Source organism: Fructobacillus pseudoficulneus (assembly GCF_900108455.1).
Lineage (GTDB): Bacteria > Bacillota > Bacilli > Lactobacillales > Lactobacillaceae > Fructobacillus > Fructobacillus pseudoficulneus.
Window position 1 is genome coordinate 74,251 of sequence record NZ_FNWS01000003.1, and the last position, 16,727, is coordinate 90,977.

The following is a 16,727-nucleotide window of genomic DNA, read 5'->3' on the forward strand; positions in this document are numbered from 1 at the left end:
CCCGGGAAGCAGAACCCGGGTGTTTTGGAGAAAGAAGAATAAATAAGCAAAATTGTCTTAACGTATGTTATTTGATAGCAACTTGCCAAGTGGCTGGCACTTCCAAAGTATGGACTGCCTTAACCAAGTTATCTTCCTTATCTTGCTTAAAGAGCCACTTGTAAGTGTCATTCTTATAAACCCACTTCGTCGTGCTTGTCTTAACTTGAGCAGTTGTTGTATCGGTCTTCTTGAAGGTTGCCGATGACTTGACTGACTTCACGATATCGCTCGTATCAGGAGCAAAGTGAGCCGTTGCCTGTGCATCAGAAGGCTTGTCCTTATAAACAAGAACATAGTCGTCCGTACCAATCTTTTTAGCAGCTGCCATGCCAATTGGCATTTGTGCTGGTGCAGCTGAATAAACTTGTGTGGTCGTAACGGTCGTTTCCTTCTTCATTCCATAATGGCTATCCATGTTAGCCGATAGCAAGCCGATTGAAGCAACAGCGCCAATGGTGAAAATAGTTCCAAAAATTGACTTTAAAACCTTTGAAGAAATTAAGAACCAACTAGCAGCAGCTAAGACAACAAAAATCGGAATAATTACTAAAATCATGATTAAGCTTCCTCCTTTTCTGACTTAACAAAGAATGCCAAGATGAAACCAAGAACGGCAAAGCCAAGACTGATCAAAAAGGCAATCTTGAAACCGTCCAAAGAAGCATCGAGCATCTTGCTTGCATAACGCAATGGTTCCGTCACCTTCATGTGGTTGCTTGGTGTGTTGTTGTTAATCACGTTTTGAACAACAGAAGTCAACAAAGCCACAACCACTGAGTTGGCAACCTGACGCAAAGTGTTGTTAGCGGCAGTACCATGAGATGTCTTTGCATCAGGCAAAGCAGCCATCGCCTTGGTCGTCATTGGCATCATGGCCATGGCAATTCCAGCCATTCGGACACCATACAAGACACTAATGATAATCGTTGGTGTTTCAGGTGTTAGGAACAAGAATGGGAAAGTTCCCAAACCAAGGATGGCAAAACCAACCATTCCCAATACCTTTGCCCCAACCTTGTTGTACAAGGCTCCAGAGATGGCACTGAAGACTCCCATCAACAAAGCTCCCCAAAGCAAAGTCAATCCAGAATCAAAGGCTGACAAGCCACGCACGTTTTGCAAGTACGTTGGCAACATCATTTCAACACCAAACATGGCCATCATTGCCAAAATTCCGACAACAGATGGAATAGTAAAGTCCTTCGTCAAGAAAACCTTCACGTCCAAGAATGGGTTTGACAACTTCAACTGACGCCAAACAAAGATGACGATGAGGAATACCCCGGCAAAGATTGGCACAAGCACATTTGGCACGTTACCCCATCCGTGTGAGCCGACGTTGGTGAAGCCCCACAAGAACAAACCAAAACCAATGGTTGAGAGGAATAGTGATAAGAAGTCCAACTTAACCTTCTTGGTTGGCACAACGTTGCGCATCAAAAATGGTGTTAGAACTAAGGCGATTCCAGTAATTACCAAAGGAATTAGGAAAGTTGAGCGCCAACTATCTGACAAAGTGAAGCCCCAGAAAGTGTGGTCTTGCTTCAAAATCCAGCCAGACAATGTTGGACCAATGGCAGGAACCATTCCAATGACCAATCCCATCGCTCCCATGGCTGCTCCTCGTTCTTCGGGGGCATACATGTTCAAGATAACAATTTGCATCATTGGCATCATAATTCCAAATGCCATGGCTGAGATAATCCGACCAACAATGAAGATCCACCAAGATCCACTATTTTCTGGCGTTGACATTGTGACCAAAACCCCTACAAAAAGTAAGGCATAGGCAATCATGTGCAAAACCGTTGTTGGAATTCGGTTTGCTAAGTAAGCAGACAATGGGACCATCATTCCGTTAAAGAGAAGGAACCATGTTGTTGCTTGCTGGGCAGTTGACAGGTTAATATCAAAAGCCTTCATTAGGGAAGGAATAGCCGTCCCTAATGATGTTTGCATCAAAGCACCAGCCGCCATGGCAATCATCATGACGACGACGACAAGTGTTCGATTGTAAGTTCGATTATTTGTTTGAACTGCTTCCATCGTTATTTCCTTTCGTGGTACAATTTGTACCAGTTACTTTGTGGAACATAGTGTAACAGTTAATTTTAACTGAGTCAACCTGTTTCACTAAAATAATTTATCTGCTATACTATTCCTAGTAATAAACGATTTTAATCACAAAACGGCACTCTTGTCGTGGAGGAAAAATATGAAATTTGGTCAACAAGAAAACATCCGAGTAAAGCAACAAATCGTTGACGGCTTTTTTGATCAATTGAAAGAACAACCCTTTTCAGAAATTCGTGTTGCTCAACTCATTAAGTCAGCGGGAGTCGCCCGGGTCAGTTACTATCGCAACTTTGATAGTATTGAGGATATTCTCACCTTTTATTTAACCTGTTTGGTTACCCAACACCATGAGCAAGAGAAACAAAGTTCAATCCCCCATAATCGCACCCGGGAAACCATGAAGATGCGCTTTACTGATTCTTTTGTTGCATTTAAAAGCCAGGAAGAACGCTTTATGCTGTTAATCGACAGAGGGCTTTCCAGCCATATTTATGAATTTTTTGTCAACTTTGGCGAAATTATCAAGGCTAAACATCCTGAAAAAAAGCATGGCTTTAATTATAAACATATCTTTGTTTTTGGTGCTTCCTTTCACGTTATGATGGCCTGGTTGCAAAACGGGGCTAAGGAAAGCCCAGAAGAAATGGCTGACTTTTTGGTCAATACGATGCCAGATAATTTTTTTGACAAAGAATAATTCACATAAAAAAGGCCCCACTGCCTAGTGGGGCCTTTTTAAATTAACTCATTTTGATTAGCCACTAGAAAATCAATAAAGTACTGACTGGCAATTGGCAACGCTTCCTTTTCCCGATAAACAATGGCAACGGGACGTTTGACCACAGGATCGATTGACTTGGTCACCACATTAAAATCCGTTCGAGTCGCAACCAGTTCGGATAACATGCTCACGCCCAAACCCGCCTCGACCATCGCCATAATTGTGTAGTCGTCTTGAATGCGATAACGCACATTTGGCTGAAGCCCAGCCTCTTTAAAGGATTCTAAGGGTTCACTATAACCGCCACCCTCGACCAAAATGAACGGATCCTCCGCCAATGCAGCGATTGGTATCTTCTCTAACTTTGCCAACGGGTGGCTTTTTGCGACAAAAGCTTTCATTTCTGTCGTGTGAATAATTTGTTTAGCAAAACCATCCCCATAGTCAGCGGTCATCAAACCAAAGTCAACCGTGCCATTTCGAATCCAGTTGACGATTGTGCCATAATCCCCCTGCTGCAACACAAATTCGATGGCCGGGTACTTTTCTTGAAAACGTTTAAAAAGGTCGGGTAACCAATAACAACTAACGCTCGTAATCGCCCCAATTCGTACTGTCCCTGTTTTCAAGCCGCGAATAGCCCCCGCTGTTTCTTGTAGCGTTTGGTATTGCCGAAGCGACTGTTCAATATAAGGGTAGAGTTTTTGTCCTTCTGGCGTTAATGAAACACCCTGCCTTGAACGTTTTAGTAATTGAATGCCAAAATCCTTTTCCAAACTCGTCACCATCTGGCTAACGGATGATTGCGTGTAGCCTAAAGCTGCAGCGGCCTTGGTAAAACTATTCATTTGTAGGATTTTTTCAAGAACAAGTAAGCGGTTCATAAATCGTTTTTCCTTATGCAAGTATCTCATTTATTAATTGTACTTATTTTACCATCTCTTCTATAGTAATAAATATAGAAATAAATCATTCGAGGTATAAATATGGACATCTTTAAAAAAGAATCTGTCGCGAACTTTATGCAGGCCGATTCACGTTTGGCAAAAACACTGACCGCCAAAGACTTGGTAGCCCTGGGCATTGGTGCCGTGATTGGAACCGGAATCTTCATTTTGCCCGGTCACGAAGCAGCTAGCCATGCCGGTCCCGCAGTGGCTATCGCCTTTTTGATTGCCGCTTTGGTATCAGGACTGGTCGGCATGGCCTATGCTGAATTCTCCTCAGCAATGCCGATTGCTGGTTCTGCCTACTCATTTGGATCTGTTATTTATGGGGAGTTCATTGGCTGGATCTTAGGCTGGTCATTAATTTTGGAATACTTCTTGGCTGTTTCCGCCGAAGCCACCGGTTTTGCCGCCTATTTTAATAACAATATTTTGGCTGGCTTGGGTATCAACTTGCCCAAAGCCTTACAGGCCAGTCCGATGGAAGGTGGCTTGATCAATTTGACAGCGGTTATCGTTGTTTTAGTAATTGCTGCTATCTTGATGGTTGGAACTGAATTATCAAAACGAGTTGAAAATTTTGCCGTCATCGTCAAAGTTGCGATTATTATTCTCTTTATTGGTGTTGGTTTTTTCTATGTTAAAACCAGCAACTATGTTCCTTTCTATCCAAAGGAGTTTCATAGTGTTCCCTTTGGCATGGGTGGTATTTTCACCGCGGCCGCAACCGTCTTCTTTGCCTTTATCGGTTTTGACGCGCTAGCATCAAACTCTGCCGAAACTATTAACCCTGGTAAAAATGTTATTAAGGGAATTTTAGGGACAGTTATTATCGCTGTTGTCTTATATGTCGCTTTTTCATTCGTCTTAACCGGAATTGTCAATTACAAAGACTTAAACGTCGATGATCCCGCCGCCTACGCTTTGCAACTGATTCATTTGACTGCTTGGAATAAACTCATCACCATTGGGGCCCTCTTTGGTATCTTTACCGCCATGGTCACCATGTTTATCGGTGGCTCTCGCTTGGTTTATGCCCTCGGTCGTGATGGTCTGTTGCCAAAAAAACTTGGCAACGTCAGTCAAAAGCATGCCGTGCCAACTAATGCCATCATAATTGCCACCGTCGTTCAAGCAATCTTTGCCGGCTTAGTACCATTGACGCAACTCGCTTCTTTAATTAATGCCGGAACACTGATTGCCTTTACATTCATATCATTTGGTATTATTAAGCTACGTCAACGTAAAGACATCAAAAACACCGGTTTTAAAATGCCCTGGTACCCATTCTTGCCAATCATTGCCGGACTATGCAGCATCTTCTTTATCGTTATGTTGCCAAATATCACCAAAATTTCCGTTGGAATCTGGCTAGTCATTGGTGTCATCTTCTACTTTGTCTACAGCGTGCACCACTCAAAGCTACAAAAACAATAAGTAAAAAGGGCCTGTGCTCCATAGCGAAGCACAAGTCCTTTTTTGTTTTAATTAATTGTTGCAGCGCATTTTTCAATGTAAGCTTCACGGTCTTTTTGTGTCACACCTGAATCCATGTGTCCCAAAACGTAAGCCTTATTCAACTTAATCCCCGTGTAAGCAAAAATTCCCAGCTTGTAGCGACTAACCAAATTACCAAACATCTTGTAGTACCAGCCACCAAAGTTCGAGCTAGTGAAGACATCTGCCTTTTTACCGGTCAAATGCTTCACAATCTTACCGTTACGGCGGTTGTAAGCAAATCCCGGAGTAAAGACGCGGTCAATCATCCCCTTCAAAACAGAAGGTTCAGCTGACCACCAGACTGGGAAGAAAAATGAAATCCGGTCGGCCCAAGCAATCTTTTCCTGAACTTTCTTTGGGAAAGTCTCGTCTTCCATATGTTGACGGTAACCAAAGCGCAAGACACTATCAAATTTGGCGGTGGCCAAATCAACAACCTCAACTTCATGGCCCTTTTCCTTCGCCACAGCCGCAAAGCTCATCGCATTAGCATGGGTAAATGATTCTTGGTCAGGGTGACCTTGAATAATTAACATCTTCATGTTGTTTCCCCCTTTGACTAGCTCTTAAGCAAGGCCAATTTCGGACAAGCTGAAAAGCAAAGTTTACTTTCTTCTAATTATATACAAATTTGACAAGAGGATGTAAAAAGCAATCGATTTGTCACAAATCAAAGCATTTTCAAGACAAATAAACTACAATGAAGGTGCCAGGGGCACCCCGTTGTTGCCTAGTAATTTAATATTCACTTGATGCTCAGTTAATTTTTATATAGGCAACCGGGTTTAAGCTATGTTTATTCATTACAAGGAGGTCCTCGCTTTTGCGAAACTTTAGGATTAAAAAACTCGATTGGTACCTCGTTGGTATCCTCGTGCTCAGCGCCTTTCTTTATGGCTGGGGCATTTGGGATGCTGGCAGCGCCAACAGTTTCTATACAGCAGCCATCACTTCAATGACCAAATCATGGTCAAACTTCTGGTACGGGGCATTTGATCCCGCCGGCTTTATTACAGTTGATAAGCCACCAGTAGCCCTCTGGTTCATGGCCATTTCTGCTAAAATCTTTGGTGTCCACGGCTGGTCCGTTGTTCTACAAAGTGTCTTGGCTGGAATTGCTTCCGTTTACTTAATGTATCGACTTTTGACACCAAAGTTTGGCCCTTGGGCTGGCCGTGTTGCCGCCCTCGTGATGACTTTGACACCAACAGTTGTAGCCAATAGTCGAACAAACAACATGGATGCTATCCTTGTTTTCTTCCTACTATTAGCTGTCTTCTTGTTACAAAAGGCCGTTACAAAACAAAAACTCTGGCTCGTTCTGGTCAGCTTTGGCCTGATCGGTGTTGCCTTTAACATCAAAATGCTCCAAGCCTTTATGATCCTACCAGCAATGTTTGTTTATTACTGGTTTGCCATCAAAGTTCCTTGGAAGAAAAAGCTTGGCTGGTTTGGTCTTGGATTAATTTCCCTAGCCGTTTTTACCCTCGCTTATCCAACCGCTGTTGACTCAGTCAACAAGAATTCTCGTCCTTATATTGGTAGTTCACAAACAAACTCTCTTCTCGAATTAGCCTTTGGTTATAACGGAACTCAACGTTTGCTTGGACAATCTACAGGTACTGGTGGAACTTTTGCCGGAATGGGTAACAAAAAGAGTTCCAAGAGTACCGGTGGTACAAAGAACCAACAAATGCAACAACCTGGTGGTCAAACTGGTAATACCAACACCAACACCACTCAAGGAAACACTACTCAGGCCGGTGGACAAGCTCCTACCGGTCAGGCACCAACCGGACAAGCCCCTACTGGTAAGAACGGTAATGCACCAACAATGCCAACTGGACAAAAGGGACAAGCTCCTACTGGTAAAGGCATGACTGGTCAGAAACCAACCGGTAAGATGGGCGGTAAGAACGGTAAAATGGGCGGCGGCGGTGTCGGTAGCGCATTTGCTATTGGAACTGCTGGCCCATTCCGACTCTTCGGTGTCGATTTGGGATCACAAATTGGTTGGTACTTACCATTTGCCATTCTTGGAATGATTGCCGGTTGGCTTGGCTTCCGTAAGAAGGGTAGCAAGTGGTACCACGTTAGCGCCGAACAAGAAGATGTTTTACTCTGGGCCGGCTGGTTCGTCCCAGTTTACGGATTCTTCTCCGTCGCTTCCTTCTTCCATCCTTACTACACGATTATGTTGGCACCAGCCATTGCCGCTTTGGCAGCAATTGGTGTCGCAGCTGTTCACAAGATGCTCAAGGTTGATGTTGAAACTGAAGACGAAACCGTTGATAAGACTCAACCATTTGTCGGACGTATTCTCATTAGCTTGACCGTCTTAGCAACACTCTTGCTGCAAGCCTACTATGTTTCATCCTACTACCCAGTCATCACCGTTATCTTGATTATTGCTGCAATTGCACTCTCCGCTCTTTGGCTCTTCCCAAAGCTTGTAGCAAACAAAATCAAGGCAATCCTGACAACCGTTGCAGTTCTAGCAATGGGTGGCTTCTGGGCCTTAACACCAACAATCTCACACACGTCAGCCGCCATCCCAGCAGCTGGTCCATCACTACTTTCTAAGGGTGGCACGGATATGGGTGGCTCAGTTAACAAGAAGCTCTTGGCTTATACCGAGAAGAATCAAGGTTCAGCCAAGTACCTGTTTGCTACAACTGATTCAAACTCAGCCTCAGGCTACATCATTAAGTCTGGTAAAGCCGTCATGGCCCTTGGTGGTTATAACGGAACTGATCCAACCATGACCTTTAAGCAGTTCAAGAACCTGGTTAAGAGTGGTCAATTGAAGTACTTTGTCATGAGTGACCGTAGTAAGAGTTCTGATGGCCAAATCAAGAAGATCTTGGCTTGGGTCAAGGCAAACGGAAAGACCGTTACCTATGACTCATCTCAATCAACCAGCTCAACTAGCACAAAGCAAACTACTCAAACCGGACGAGGCATGGGTACTCGTACAATGGGTGCCGGTGGTATGGGCGGCAATACAAGCTCTACTCTTTATGACCTATCATCCATTTACTAATCATTAATCATTAACCCACACCGTAGACGAAAGGAGTGCCAAATGTTGCTTTCAAGAACAAGAATTCCAAGACTTGGCCTGATTTTACCGGCCTATAACGAAGAAGAAGTTTTGCCAACGACATTAGACGTTTTACGCAAAATAAAGGCTGAATTAATCGAACAGCAAATGGTCCGTTCCGACAGTTTCATTTTAATTGTTGATGACGGTTCAAAAGACAAAACTTGGTCGCTGATTCAACAACAAGAACAACAAAATCGGGACGTAGTTGGCGTCAAGCTTTCCAAAAACTTTGGTCACCAATCTGCTCTATTAGCCGGTATGACCGAAAGCATCAAGCTAGCAGACATCGTCATCACCCTCGATGCTGATATGCAAGACAATCCCGACGTTATCAGTCAAATGGTACAAAAGTACCTAAATGGTAATGAAATCGTCTATGCCGTTCGCTCCAGCCGGAAAACCGATACTTGGTTTAAGCGGAATTCCGCCATGGCCTTTTACAGGGTCGCTGGTTGGCTCGGGGTTAAACTAGTCCCTAACCACGCTGATTTTCGTCTAATGAGTCGAGTGGCTGTTCAGGCCTTGCTCAAAATGCCCGAAAGGAATGTCTTCCTAAGGGCGATGGTTCCCCTGGTTGGCTTCCAATCAGATAAGGTCTACTACGAACGTGGTGAACGTCAGGCTGGTAAGTCCAAGTACCCATTGAAGAAAATGCTCTCATTTGCCATTGATGGCATTACCAGTTTCAGTATCCAACCGATTAGGTTGCTGCTCCACCTTGGTATTTTAGTTCTCGGCTTTGCCGGCGTCGAAATTCTCTACACCCTCTTTGAAAAACTTGTCGGTAACCCCACTGCCGGCTGGTCATCGCTCATGATCTCCATTTGGTTGTTAGGCGGATTAAACTTGATTGCACTTGGCGTTGTTGGAACTTACATTGGTAAGATCTTTACCGAAGTCAAGCAACGTCCTCTCTTCCAAATCGAACGCGAAGATGGTTATCCAACCCAAACAACCACCAATCACGAAGAAGACCCTCTTACCGAATCAAATTACGACTACCATGTTTTCAAACAAGTCGTGGGTCATTAAATTAAGTAATATAATAAAAAAGGCGCAACCCCGATTGGGGTTGTGCCTTTTACTTTTGATTTACTTATTTGGTGCAGTTAACTCTTCTACCTTGGCATCCTTCGTATCCAAATGCGCAATCGCATAATCAATTTCATCGTTTGTAAATTGATCACCATTGACGTTCACCGACAGACGCCAGCGAATATTCGTTAATGATTCCGAAGTTCCATCAAATGGATATTGCTTGGCTCGCCGAAGCGCATTTGCCTTACAGTTCAAGTGTAAACGATCAATCGCATAATTAGCCGCATTAGATGAATAATGGTAACGGTCTGATTCGACCGTTAGACGATCATAAAGTTCTTGCCTTGATAGATACTGCTTATCATTATATTTTTTGGCTCTTTCATATGCTGCATAGTAGTTTGGCGGAACATAAAGTTTATGAAAGGCGTAGGGCAACAATAAAAGCAGGGCGAAAACAACCATGATTTTAACTGTTTGCCGATTAACCCTTTTAATAAGATTGGTCGGTTTTTTCATTTTCATCACAAAACAGCAGCGTCACTGTATAAATTTCATTTTTATATTATTTTATTCTAGCCTATTTTTGACCAATCTTCCAGTGCTTTTTAGTGCCTGACAAAAAAGCCAAAATTCAATCAGAATTTTTGGCTTTTTTAATTGGCTAATTCAATTAAAACTGACGGGCTCCAGATAAGTAAACTTGCTTATCTTCTTGCTGCACAGCCTTGATGTTTTCCAATGGATTGTCATCCAAGACCAAGAAATCAGCATACTTTCCAACTTTTAGTGAACCATATTCGTTTGAAACTTTCATCAATTCAGCGGCATTCCATGAAGTTCTCAATGCTTCAAATGGCGTTGCATCCTCATGTTCAACCATTAATTCAAGTTCCACCGGTGTCAATGTAAAGTCATTAAAAGGTGTTCCTGCATCGGTTCCAAGTGTTACCTTAACGCCCTTTTTCCAGGCATTTTTAATGTTGGCAAAGCCATCTTCCAAGGCTACCTCCATCTTTTTAGTTTCCCATTCAGGAATTTTGCCCTTGGCCAAGACACCAACTCCCCATGCGGCAGTCAAGGTTGGCGTCAAATAGGTCCCGTTCTTGACCATCATGTCGGCTTCCTCATCGTTAACATAAAAACCGTGTTCGATTGAGTCCACCCCTGCTTCCAAGGCGTTCATGATCCCTAGATTCCCTTCGGCATGAGCACCAACTGGCACACCTTGGTGGTGGGATTCGACAACTGCGGTCCGCATTTCTTCAACACTTAATTGAGTGCTAGGCATATCATCACCTTCGGTCATAACACCGCCAGTAGCAATCAACTTAACAGCTTTAATACCTTTTTTCAAACCAACCCGGATTTCATGGCGCATTGCATCTGGTGAGTCAACCAAAGTTCCCATATTGGGCATATCACCATGGCCACCAGTCATTGAAAATGCCCCACCTGATGGCAAAATGTGTGGTACCTTCTTCAACTTACCCTCTCGGCTCATTCGGTTGAAAGTAATATCAACATCATAAGCACTACCACACTCACGAATGTAGGTAACCCCTGACTTTAACAACGTCCGCAAACTGTCAACTGCTCGAACAGCAATTTCCGTTTCATTTGTGTTTGATCCACCACTCCCCTGAGTTGGGTCAGCCACAATATGAGTATGACAATTCATCAAACCGGGCATTATATATTTCCCCTGAAAATCGACTGCGTCTTCCGGTGCCTTACCGGTCCCCATATCAACAATCTTTCCCGTATCCTGGTCGACAGTTAACCAACTATTTTCAGTCACTTTGTCCGTTTCACCATCAAATAAATTAAAGTTCTTAAAACTAACTTCCGTCATGCAATCGCCCTCTTTCTAATTATTTTTTAATACTTCGCACATGATAATTCTTAATTATATTTTTGTAAACCCCTTATTTTTGTTTATTTAAAAGTTATTAGTGCCATTAATGTAAGAAAATATTCTAAATTAGTTTTTTCAGACTTTTTTAGATTAAATACTTGCAATTGTTTTATAATCGTTCTATCATGATTACAATTTAAAAAATAACGAAAAGGAAAAAGCTATGCTACGAAAATCTAGCCTTCAAATTCAATTGATTGCTGCTCTAGCTGTCGTCGTCTTGCAAATCATTTTGATTATTGCGATTTTGTCAATTATCATTTGGTTTCGTGTACGAACGCTTAGCTAGTTTTTTCATCGTTAGCTTAACCATCCGTACAGGCAGAGTGAATCTCCTGTACGGATATTTTTTTATCAATCCGTGCAAACCTCTTGTTTGTACGGATTTTTCTTTTGTTGTTTGGCAAATAAAAAAGAAAAAAAGAGGTGCGTTAAATGGTTTTTGTATTTTCAATTTTCATGGTGATGCTGTTCATCTTCATTGGTGAATGGGTATCAAAAGCGAGTCATGCCTACATTCCTTCTGTCTTTGTCACAGCAATCTTGTTCGTGCTTGGCTTTTGGACTTTCCTCCCAAAGACGTTTGTAGCATCCGCTTCTTTTGGAGCACAATTTGCCCCAATCTGTATTGCATTATTGCTGGTTCACTTAGGGACTCTAATGAGTCTTACCCAATTGCTGAAGCAATGGAAGGCTGTTTGTATCTTACTTTTGGGAGTCTGTGGAACCATCGCACTGACAATGATCGTTGGTCGCTTCTTCTTCAACTGGCAATCAGTTATCGCCGCTATCCCACCACTAACTGGAGGATTAGTTTCTGCCACATTGATGATTACTGGTTTAAAGGCACAGGGCCTAACGGCTTTCATCGCTTTGCCAGTGACAATGTTTGTTACCCATTCAATTTTCGGGTACCCACTAACATCAGCTTTGTTAAAGTCTGAAAGTAAGCGATTGCTTAAAAACTTCGATCAAGAAAAGAAGGAAAACCCTGACCTAATTGTTCGTGAAGAAGACGAAAACCAAGTCGAGAAAAAGTCAATTGTTCCTGACTCTTACCGCACTTCAGCCTACATGATTACCAAGGTTGCTGCCGTTGCTTTGTTAGCGCAACTCTTTGGTATGTTGACTCACAACTTCTTAAACGTGAACGTCGTTTATTTGATTTTTGGTGTTTTGGCTCACCAACTTGGTTTCTTGGAAGACAAGGTCTTGGAAAAGGCCGGCGTTGCCAACTGGTTGATGTATGGTTTGATTGCCTTCGTCTTCTCACAATTGAGCGTTGTCACTCCAAACGGAATGCTTTCAATCATTGTTGAAATCATTGTCTTGATTGCTCTTGGAATGCTTGGTATGTTCCTGGCTTCTTGGGCCTTGGCTAAGCCATTTGGCATGTCATGGCAAATGGCCTTCGCCTGTGCTTTGACTGCCTTGTTTGGTTTCCCAGCGGATTACATTATGACCAGCGAAGTTGCTCATAACATGTCCAACACTGAAGAAGAAAGAAATTACCTCTTGAACAAGATGATGCCAAAGATGTTGGTTGGTGGTTTTGCAACCGTTTCAGTTGCCTCCGTCATCATTGCTTCAGTATTCATCAAGTTGCTGTAAATGGGAGAACTTATGAATAGAGAAAAATTTGATAACTACGTTAATCAACATTTGACCGATTACTTTCCTTATTTAGCCCTTGAAAGTATCTCGACTCAGAATAAAAACATCCCAGAAACCGCAGCATGGTTACAAGAACAGTTTGATCAATTAGGCGCTACAGAAACTGAAGTTTGGCATGATCAAGGTGCTAATCCCGTTGTTTACGCTTATTTTAAAGGTAACAGTGATAAGACCGTTCTATTCTATAACCATTATGATGTCCAACCCTCTGATCCCCTGCCAGAATGGCACACAGACCCATTTCAAGCAACCGTCAAGGACGACAAAATCTATGCCCGCGGTATTTGCGACGATAAGGGTGAGCTGATTTCCCGCCTGACTGTCGTAAAATACTTTATGGAAAACGGCGGCCTGCCAGTCAATCTCAAGTTTTTCGTTGAGGGCGCCGAAGAAATCGGTAGCCCCAAAGTTGGTGATTACGTCAAGGCCCATCAAGATAAACTCACCTCAGATGTCTGCATCTGGGAAGGTGGCGGTAAAGATGAAAATGAAGACTTTCAAATTACCTGCGGCCTCAAAGGAATCATTGCCTTTGATTTGGAAGTAACTACTGCTGCAAGAGATATCCATTCTTCATTAGCAGCCTACGCACCAAATGCCGCCTGGCGTCTCGTTCAAGCCTTGAACTCAATGAAATCATTTGATGGTGATGTCTTGGTTGATGGCTTCTATGACGAAGTCAAAGAACTGCCAGCCGCTACACAAAATGTTGTACAAGAGACAACTTTTAATCGGCAAAAAGCAATTGAAAATGCCGGCATCAAAGCCGAATTAGTCTCAGATCAACCAGAATACGACTTGGTGAATGGAACAACCATGACCATCAATGGACTTTCAAGTGGCTATCAAGGAGCAGGCGTCAAGACCATCATTCCAAAAACCGCATCTGCAAAGGTGGATTGCCGTTTAGTTCCTGATCAGGATCCCGATGAAATTTTCGACCTTGTTCGCAAACACCTGGACCGAAACGGTTTTAACGATATTAAGCTAACAAAGACTGCCAGCGTCCAGCCGTTCAGAACGAATCTTGATGATTCGTTTGTGAAATTAGCTCAGTCGGTTGCCAACGAGGTCTACGGTGACCACGTCGCTCTTGTCCCAAATATGGCCGGCGGCGGCCCCGCCTTTCCATTTTATGATGTCTTAAACGATGCTATTATCATGGTGGGTGTTCATTACGCGGGCAGTGGTCCTCACGCCCCTAATGAACACATTCGTATCCAAGACTTCGTCGAGGGATCAGCCTTCATGGCTGAATTACTTGAGCACTACAGTCGAACCAATTAAATTTCAAAATAAAAAGGAGAACTGAAAAAGTTCTCCTTTTTTTCGTCTTGATAGAAATTGTGAAAACACTGTTTACCTCTTATCAATTTTTCTTACTTCTAAAGTTCATTTTAATAAATTTCCTGCTAAAGCTTTTTACTTTTTGTAAATCATTCTTGACTTGAAGTGAACTCCAAGGTGTTCAATAGTAACGAAATAAAAAATGATTTGAGTATCTTGAATCATACAAACGGACTGGACTATCCAATGACACCATTCGTTATTATGAGCGAACCGGATTGATTATACCGGCAGCACGTAAAGAAAACCAATTGCGCGATTTCAATGAACGAAATCTCAACCAATTAAATTTTGTCAAAACGATGCGCACTGCAGGCATGTCAGTTGAACGATTACATGAATATGTAAAGATGGCCTTTGACGATGATGATAAAACAATTCCAGCGCGGACCACATTGTTAAGAGAACAAGCGAACGAAATGCAAGAACGGATTAATAAAATGCAAGCCGCTCATGACCATCTGCTGTATAAAATCGATAATTATAACAGTCATATGCTAAATGCGGAAAAACGTTTAAATCAGCAAGAAGGTGAGAACTAATGAATATTTTAATTTTAGGAGCAGCTGGACAGATTGCCAGCCAATTAACTGAACGTTTGTTAAAAGAAAGTAACAAACATCTAACCTTGTATGCCCGTAATGCGCATACACGTTTGAATCAGTACACCAACAATGACCGTGTGCAAATAATTGACGGTGACTTTACCGACGAGGCACTGCTTGAACGGGTAATGCCTGGACAAGATGCCGTTTTTGTTGATTCTGACCATGACACAAATTCCATCATCACGGCGATGAAAGTAACCGGTACTAAACGAATCATCATTGCCGGTGTACTGGGCGTTTATGGCGAAGTCGGCGGTAAATTTGGTCAATGGGATCGCTCAATGATTGGCGATGTTTCGACTCAGCGACGCAACAATCTTAAAAATATTGAACAATCTGGGCTGGACTATACCTATATGCGGATGACTTGGTTATATAATCAACCGGGTAATATCTCCTATGCTACGACACAAAAGGGCGAACCTTTTATCGGGGCTCAAATTACTCGGCAAGCCATTGTTCAGTATGTACTGGATTTGCTAGCTCATCCAGACCGTGATATCAAAGCTAGTGTTGGCCTTTACGAACCAGGTAGTGAAACGATGGATAAGCCTAGCTTCTATTAACTTTAAAATAGTACGGAAAATAGGTAAGATCTCTTTTGCCAATTTCTTAATGTTATTAATATAAGGCTTTATATATTTAGCAGGATTCTTCATGTAAATGACCTGTTCGGAGAGAGTTCTCGGTGAACTTATTCCTGCTGAAAAACAACTAATTTAGGTGAATTAAATGGCCCAGATGACCATTAGGTTATCACAAATGATTATTATTGATTGGTAAAAAATGGGCTTAATATCATGAATTAAATTTTATTGGCTATAGCTAGCGCTATTGCTGAATTGTTAGATATGGTAAGATAAGTGCCTAAACAAATTTTAGCTGTCGCCACTGTTGTCGATCCCGCTCTGATAGATAGTAGGTATTTTTATTATTAACTATTACGTTTGCTGCTTTATTAGACGGGAATCTTTGGCATTATAGTAGCGTTTTCGTTCCGGAGATGATTCTTAGTATGGATGATATTATAAAAATACAAAAAAAATTTGCCGTTAAGGCTCAAAAAAATAAAAAATGGCAGTTCGTCGTAATGATTAGTTTTATTGTTTACGTTACTTGCGTGGCTATTATCTATACTGTTTCCCGCGACAATACTATTTATAGTACTATAATATTCTCTTGCCTAGTTTTTTTGATGGCTATGACCATACTGCTGCTGTTTTGGCTAAAGTACTATAATCACATTGCTCAATCAATTAAAACAGCCTGCAACAATTCAGCCGAAAATTTATATCGTTCTGACAAAGAATACGAGTTTTTCCAACGATTACTCAAACCACAAAAAAATAAAAAATTTCCTTTTTTGTCCAGAATAAAAAAAACTTATTTGATATGGGGACTTATTGAAACAAACGAATTTTATCGTATTGCTTTTGTTGAATGGTCAAAGCCGAATAGACTATTTGTCTTAAACTTAAGTAAGCAAGATGTTGAAAAAAGTTCAGCATACGAAGAAATAATAAATCTGTTTCGACAAATTAAACGAAGAGTTGGTATCAATAATTCCCCTTTATATCGATGGGCGTATTCTTCCCTTTTATTTTATATCAAAAATTGAGATCTGTTCGTTATAATGTACTTTAGTCAAAGTAGAAAACTATCCCTAAAATGATATGAACCCGAAAATTGGGACAGGTCATTGAACGGTCTTGAGGACTGGCACCCGATATTCAATCGGTGTCAGTCCTTT

At 42.0% G+C, this 16,727-nt stretch carries 15 protein-coding genes and 1 pseudogene; 10 read left to right on the plus strand and 6 right to left on the minus strand.

Annotated features, from left to right (window positions below):
- Window positions 1-67 precede the first annotated feature (67 nt).
- Together BLW39_RS03860 and BLW39_RS03865 are read right to left on the minus strand one after the other, a co-directional pair.
- Window positions 68-598, minus strand: coding sequence for a DUF4811 domain-containing protein (locus tag BLW39_RS03860; RefSeq protein ID WP_059378417.1), 531 nt, complete (start codon window positions 596-598; stop codon window positions 68-70).
- A gap of 2 nt (window positions 599-600) precedes the next feature.
- Window positions 601-2,094, minus strand: a complete 1,494-nt coding sequence (locus tag BLW39_RS03865) for an MDR family MFS transporter (RefSeq protein ID WP_409360009.1) — start codon at window positions 2,092-2,094, stop codon at window positions 601-603.
- Window positions 2,095-2,257: 163 nt separating this feature from the next.
- On the opposite strand from BLW39_RS03865, the gene BLW39_RS03870 reads away from it, so the two are divergent.
- Window positions 2,258-2,815, plus strand: coding sequence for a TetR/AcrR family transcriptional regulator (locus tag BLW39_RS03870; protein WP_059378408.1), 558 nt, complete (start codon window positions 2,258-2,260; stop codon window positions 2,813-2,815).
- Window positions 2,816-2,853: 38 nt separating this feature from the next.
- Here BLW39_RS03870 and BLW39_RS03875 read toward each other — a convergent pair whose 3' ends face one another.
- A complete protein-coding gene (locus BLW39_RS03875; protein ID WP_059378406.1) occupies window positions 2,854-3,723 on the minus strand; it encodes a LysR family transcriptional regulator in 870 nt (289 codons plus the stop codon).
- Window positions 3,724-3,825: 102 nt separating this feature from the next.
- On the opposite strand from BLW39_RS03875, the gene BLW39_RS03880 reads away from it, so the two are divergent.
- Window positions 3,826-5,223, plus strand: a complete 1,398-nt coding sequence (locus BLW39_RS03880; RefSeq protein ID WP_059378403.1) for an APC family permease — start codon at window positions 3,826-3,828, stop codon at window positions 5,221-5,223.
- A 47-nt stretch (window positions 5,224-5,270) separates the two neighbouring features.
- Here BLW39_RS03880 and BLW39_RS03885 read toward each other — a convergent pair whose 3' ends face one another.
- A complete protein-coding gene (locus tag BLW39_RS03885; RefSeq protein ID WP_059378401.1) occupies window positions 5,271-5,828 on the minus strand; it encodes an NAD(P)H-dependent oxidoreductase in 558 nt (185 codons plus the stop codon).
- Window positions 5,829-6,109: 281 nt separating this feature from the next.
- On the opposite strand from BLW39_RS03885, the gene BLW39_RS03890 reads away from it, so the two are divergent.
- The gene (locus tag BLW39_RS03890; protein WP_059378398.1) at window positions 6,110-8,329 is read left to right on the plus strand and encodes a glycosyltransferase family 39 protein; all 2,220 of its coding nucleotides are present in this window, start codon (window positions 6,110-6,112) and stop codon (window positions 8,327-8,329) included.
- Window positions 8,330-8,371: 42 nt separating this feature from the next.
- The gene (locus BLW39_RS03895) at window positions 8,372-9,424 is read left to right on the plus strand and encodes a glycosyltransferase family 2 protein (RefSeq protein WP_409360008.1); all 1,053 of its coding nucleotides are present in this window, start codon (window positions 8,372-8,374) and stop codon (window positions 9,422-9,424) included.
- A gap of 60 nt (window positions 9,425-9,484) precedes the next feature.
- Here BLW39_RS03895 and BLW39_RS03900 read toward each other — a convergent pair whose 3' ends face one another.
- Both BLW39_RS03900 and BLW39_RS03905 read right to left on the minus strand, forming a co-directional pair.
- The gene (locus tag BLW39_RS03900) at window positions 9,485-9,949 is read right to left on the minus strand and encodes an Ltp family lipoprotein (RefSeq protein ID WP_158705826.1); all 465 of its coding nucleotides are present in this window, start codon (window positions 9,947-9,949) and stop codon (window positions 9,485-9,487) included.
- Window positions 9,950-10,103: 154 nt separating this feature from the next.
- Window positions 10,104-11,285, minus strand: a complete 1,182-nt coding sequence (locus tag BLW39_RS03905) for a metal-dependent hydrolase family protein (protein WP_059378390.1) — start codon at window positions 11,283-11,285, stop codon at window positions 10,104-10,106.
- Between the two features lie 226 nt (window positions 11,286-11,511).
- Here BLW39_RS03905 and BLW39_RS07155 point away from each other — a divergent pair, with 226 nt between their 5' ends.
- The 6 genes and pseudogenes from BLW39_RS07155 (at window position 11,512) to BLW39_RS03930 (ending at window position 16,595) form a co-directional block, all read left to right on the plus strand.
- Complete coding sequence (locus BLW39_RS07155; RefSeq protein WP_275936412.1) at window positions 11,512-11,637, plus strand: hypothetical protein; 126 nt, start codon at window positions 11,512-11,514, stop codon at window positions 11,635-11,637.
- Window positions 11,638-11,783: 146 nt separating this feature from the next.
- On the plus strand, window positions 11,784-12,959 hold the full coding sequence (locus tag BLW39_RS03910) for a hypothetical protein (protein ID WP_059378386.1): 1,176 nt from the start codon (window positions 11,784-11,786) through the stop codon (window positions 12,957-12,959).
- A gap of 12 nt (window positions 12,960-12,971) precedes the next feature.
- On the plus strand, window positions 12,972-14,309 hold the full coding sequence (locus BLW39_RS03915; protein ID WP_059378385.1) for a M20/M25/M40 family metallo-hydrolase: 1,338 nt from the start codon (window positions 12,972-12,974) through the stop codon (window positions 14,307-14,309).
- Window positions 14,310-14,548: 239 nt separating this feature from the next.
- Window positions 14,549-14,911 (plus strand): annotated as a pseudogene (locus BLW39_RS03920) (MerR family transcriptional regulator); the annotation flags it as partial.
- Complete coding sequence (locus BLW39_RS03925; protein ID WP_059378379.1) at window positions 14,911-15,543, plus strand: NAD(P)H-binding protein; 633 nt, start codon at window positions 14,911-14,913, stop codon at window positions 15,541-15,543. The pseudogene BLW39_RS03920 and the gene BLW39_RS03925, both read left to right, overlap by 1 nt.
- Before the next feature lie 449 nt (window positions 15,544-15,992).
- On the plus strand, window positions 15,993-16,595 hold the full coding sequence (locus BLW39_RS03930; RefSeq protein WP_059378378.1) for a hypothetical protein: 603 nt from the start codon (window positions 15,993-15,995) through the stop codon (window positions 16,593-16,595).
- Window positions 16,596-16,727: the final 132 nt, after the last annotated feature.

Excerpts from the sequence above, each read along its gene's own strand:
- BLW39_RS03905 (WP_059378390.1), bottom strand. The coding sequence starts at position 11,285 with ATGACGGAAGTTAGTTTTAAGAACTTTAATTTATTTGATGGTGAAACG.
- BLW39_RS07155 (WP_275936412.1), top strand. The coding sequence starts at position 11,512 with ATGCTACGAAAATCTAGCCTTCAAATTCAATTGATTGCTGCTCTAGCT.
- BLW39_RS03870 (WP_059378408.1), top strand. The coding sequence starts at position 2,258 with ATGAAATTTGGTCAACAAGAAAACATCCGAGTAAAGCAACAAATCGTT.
- BLW39_RS03900 (WP_158705826.1), bottom strand. The coding sequence starts at position 9,949 with ATGAAAAAACCGACCAATCTTATTAAAAGGGTTAATCGGCAAACAGTT.
- BLW39_RS03885 (WP_059378401.1), bottom strand. The coding sequence starts at position 5,828 with ATGAAGATGTTAATTATTCAAGGTCACCCTGACCAAGAATCATTTACC.
- BLW39_RS03910 (WP_059378386.1), top strand. The coding sequence starts at position 11,784 with ATGGTTTTTGTATTTTCAATTTTCATGGTGATGCTGTTCATCTTCATT.
- BLW39_RS03875 (WP_059378406.1), bottom strand. The coding sequence starts at position 3,723 with ATGAACCGCTTACTTGTTCTTGAAAAAATCCTACAAATGAATAGTTTT.
- BLW39_RS03880 (WP_059378403.1), top strand. The coding sequence starts at position 3,826 with ATGGACATCTTTAAAAAAGAATCTGTCGCGAACTTTATGCAGGCCGAT.
- BLW39_RS03930 (WP_059378378.1), top strand. The coding sequence starts at position 15,993 with ATGGATGATATTATAAAAATACAAAAAAAATTTGCCGTTAAGGCTCAA.
- BLW39_RS03925 (WP_059378379.1), top strand. The coding sequence starts at position 14,911 with ATGAATATTTTAATTTTAGGAGCAGCTGGACAGATTGCCAGCCAATTA.
- BLW39_RS03895 (WP_409360008.1), top strand. The coding sequence starts at position 8,372 with ATGTTGCTTTCAAGAACAAGAATTCCAAGACTTGGCCTGATTTTACCG.
- BLW39_RS03860 (WP_059378417.1), bottom strand. The coding sequence starts at position 598 with ATGATTTTAGTAATTATTCCGATTTTTGTTGTCTTAGCTGCTGCTAGT.
- BLW39_RS03915 (WP_059378385.1), top strand. The coding sequence starts at position 12,972 with ATGAATAGAGAAAAATTTGATAACTACGTTAATCAACATTTGACCGAT.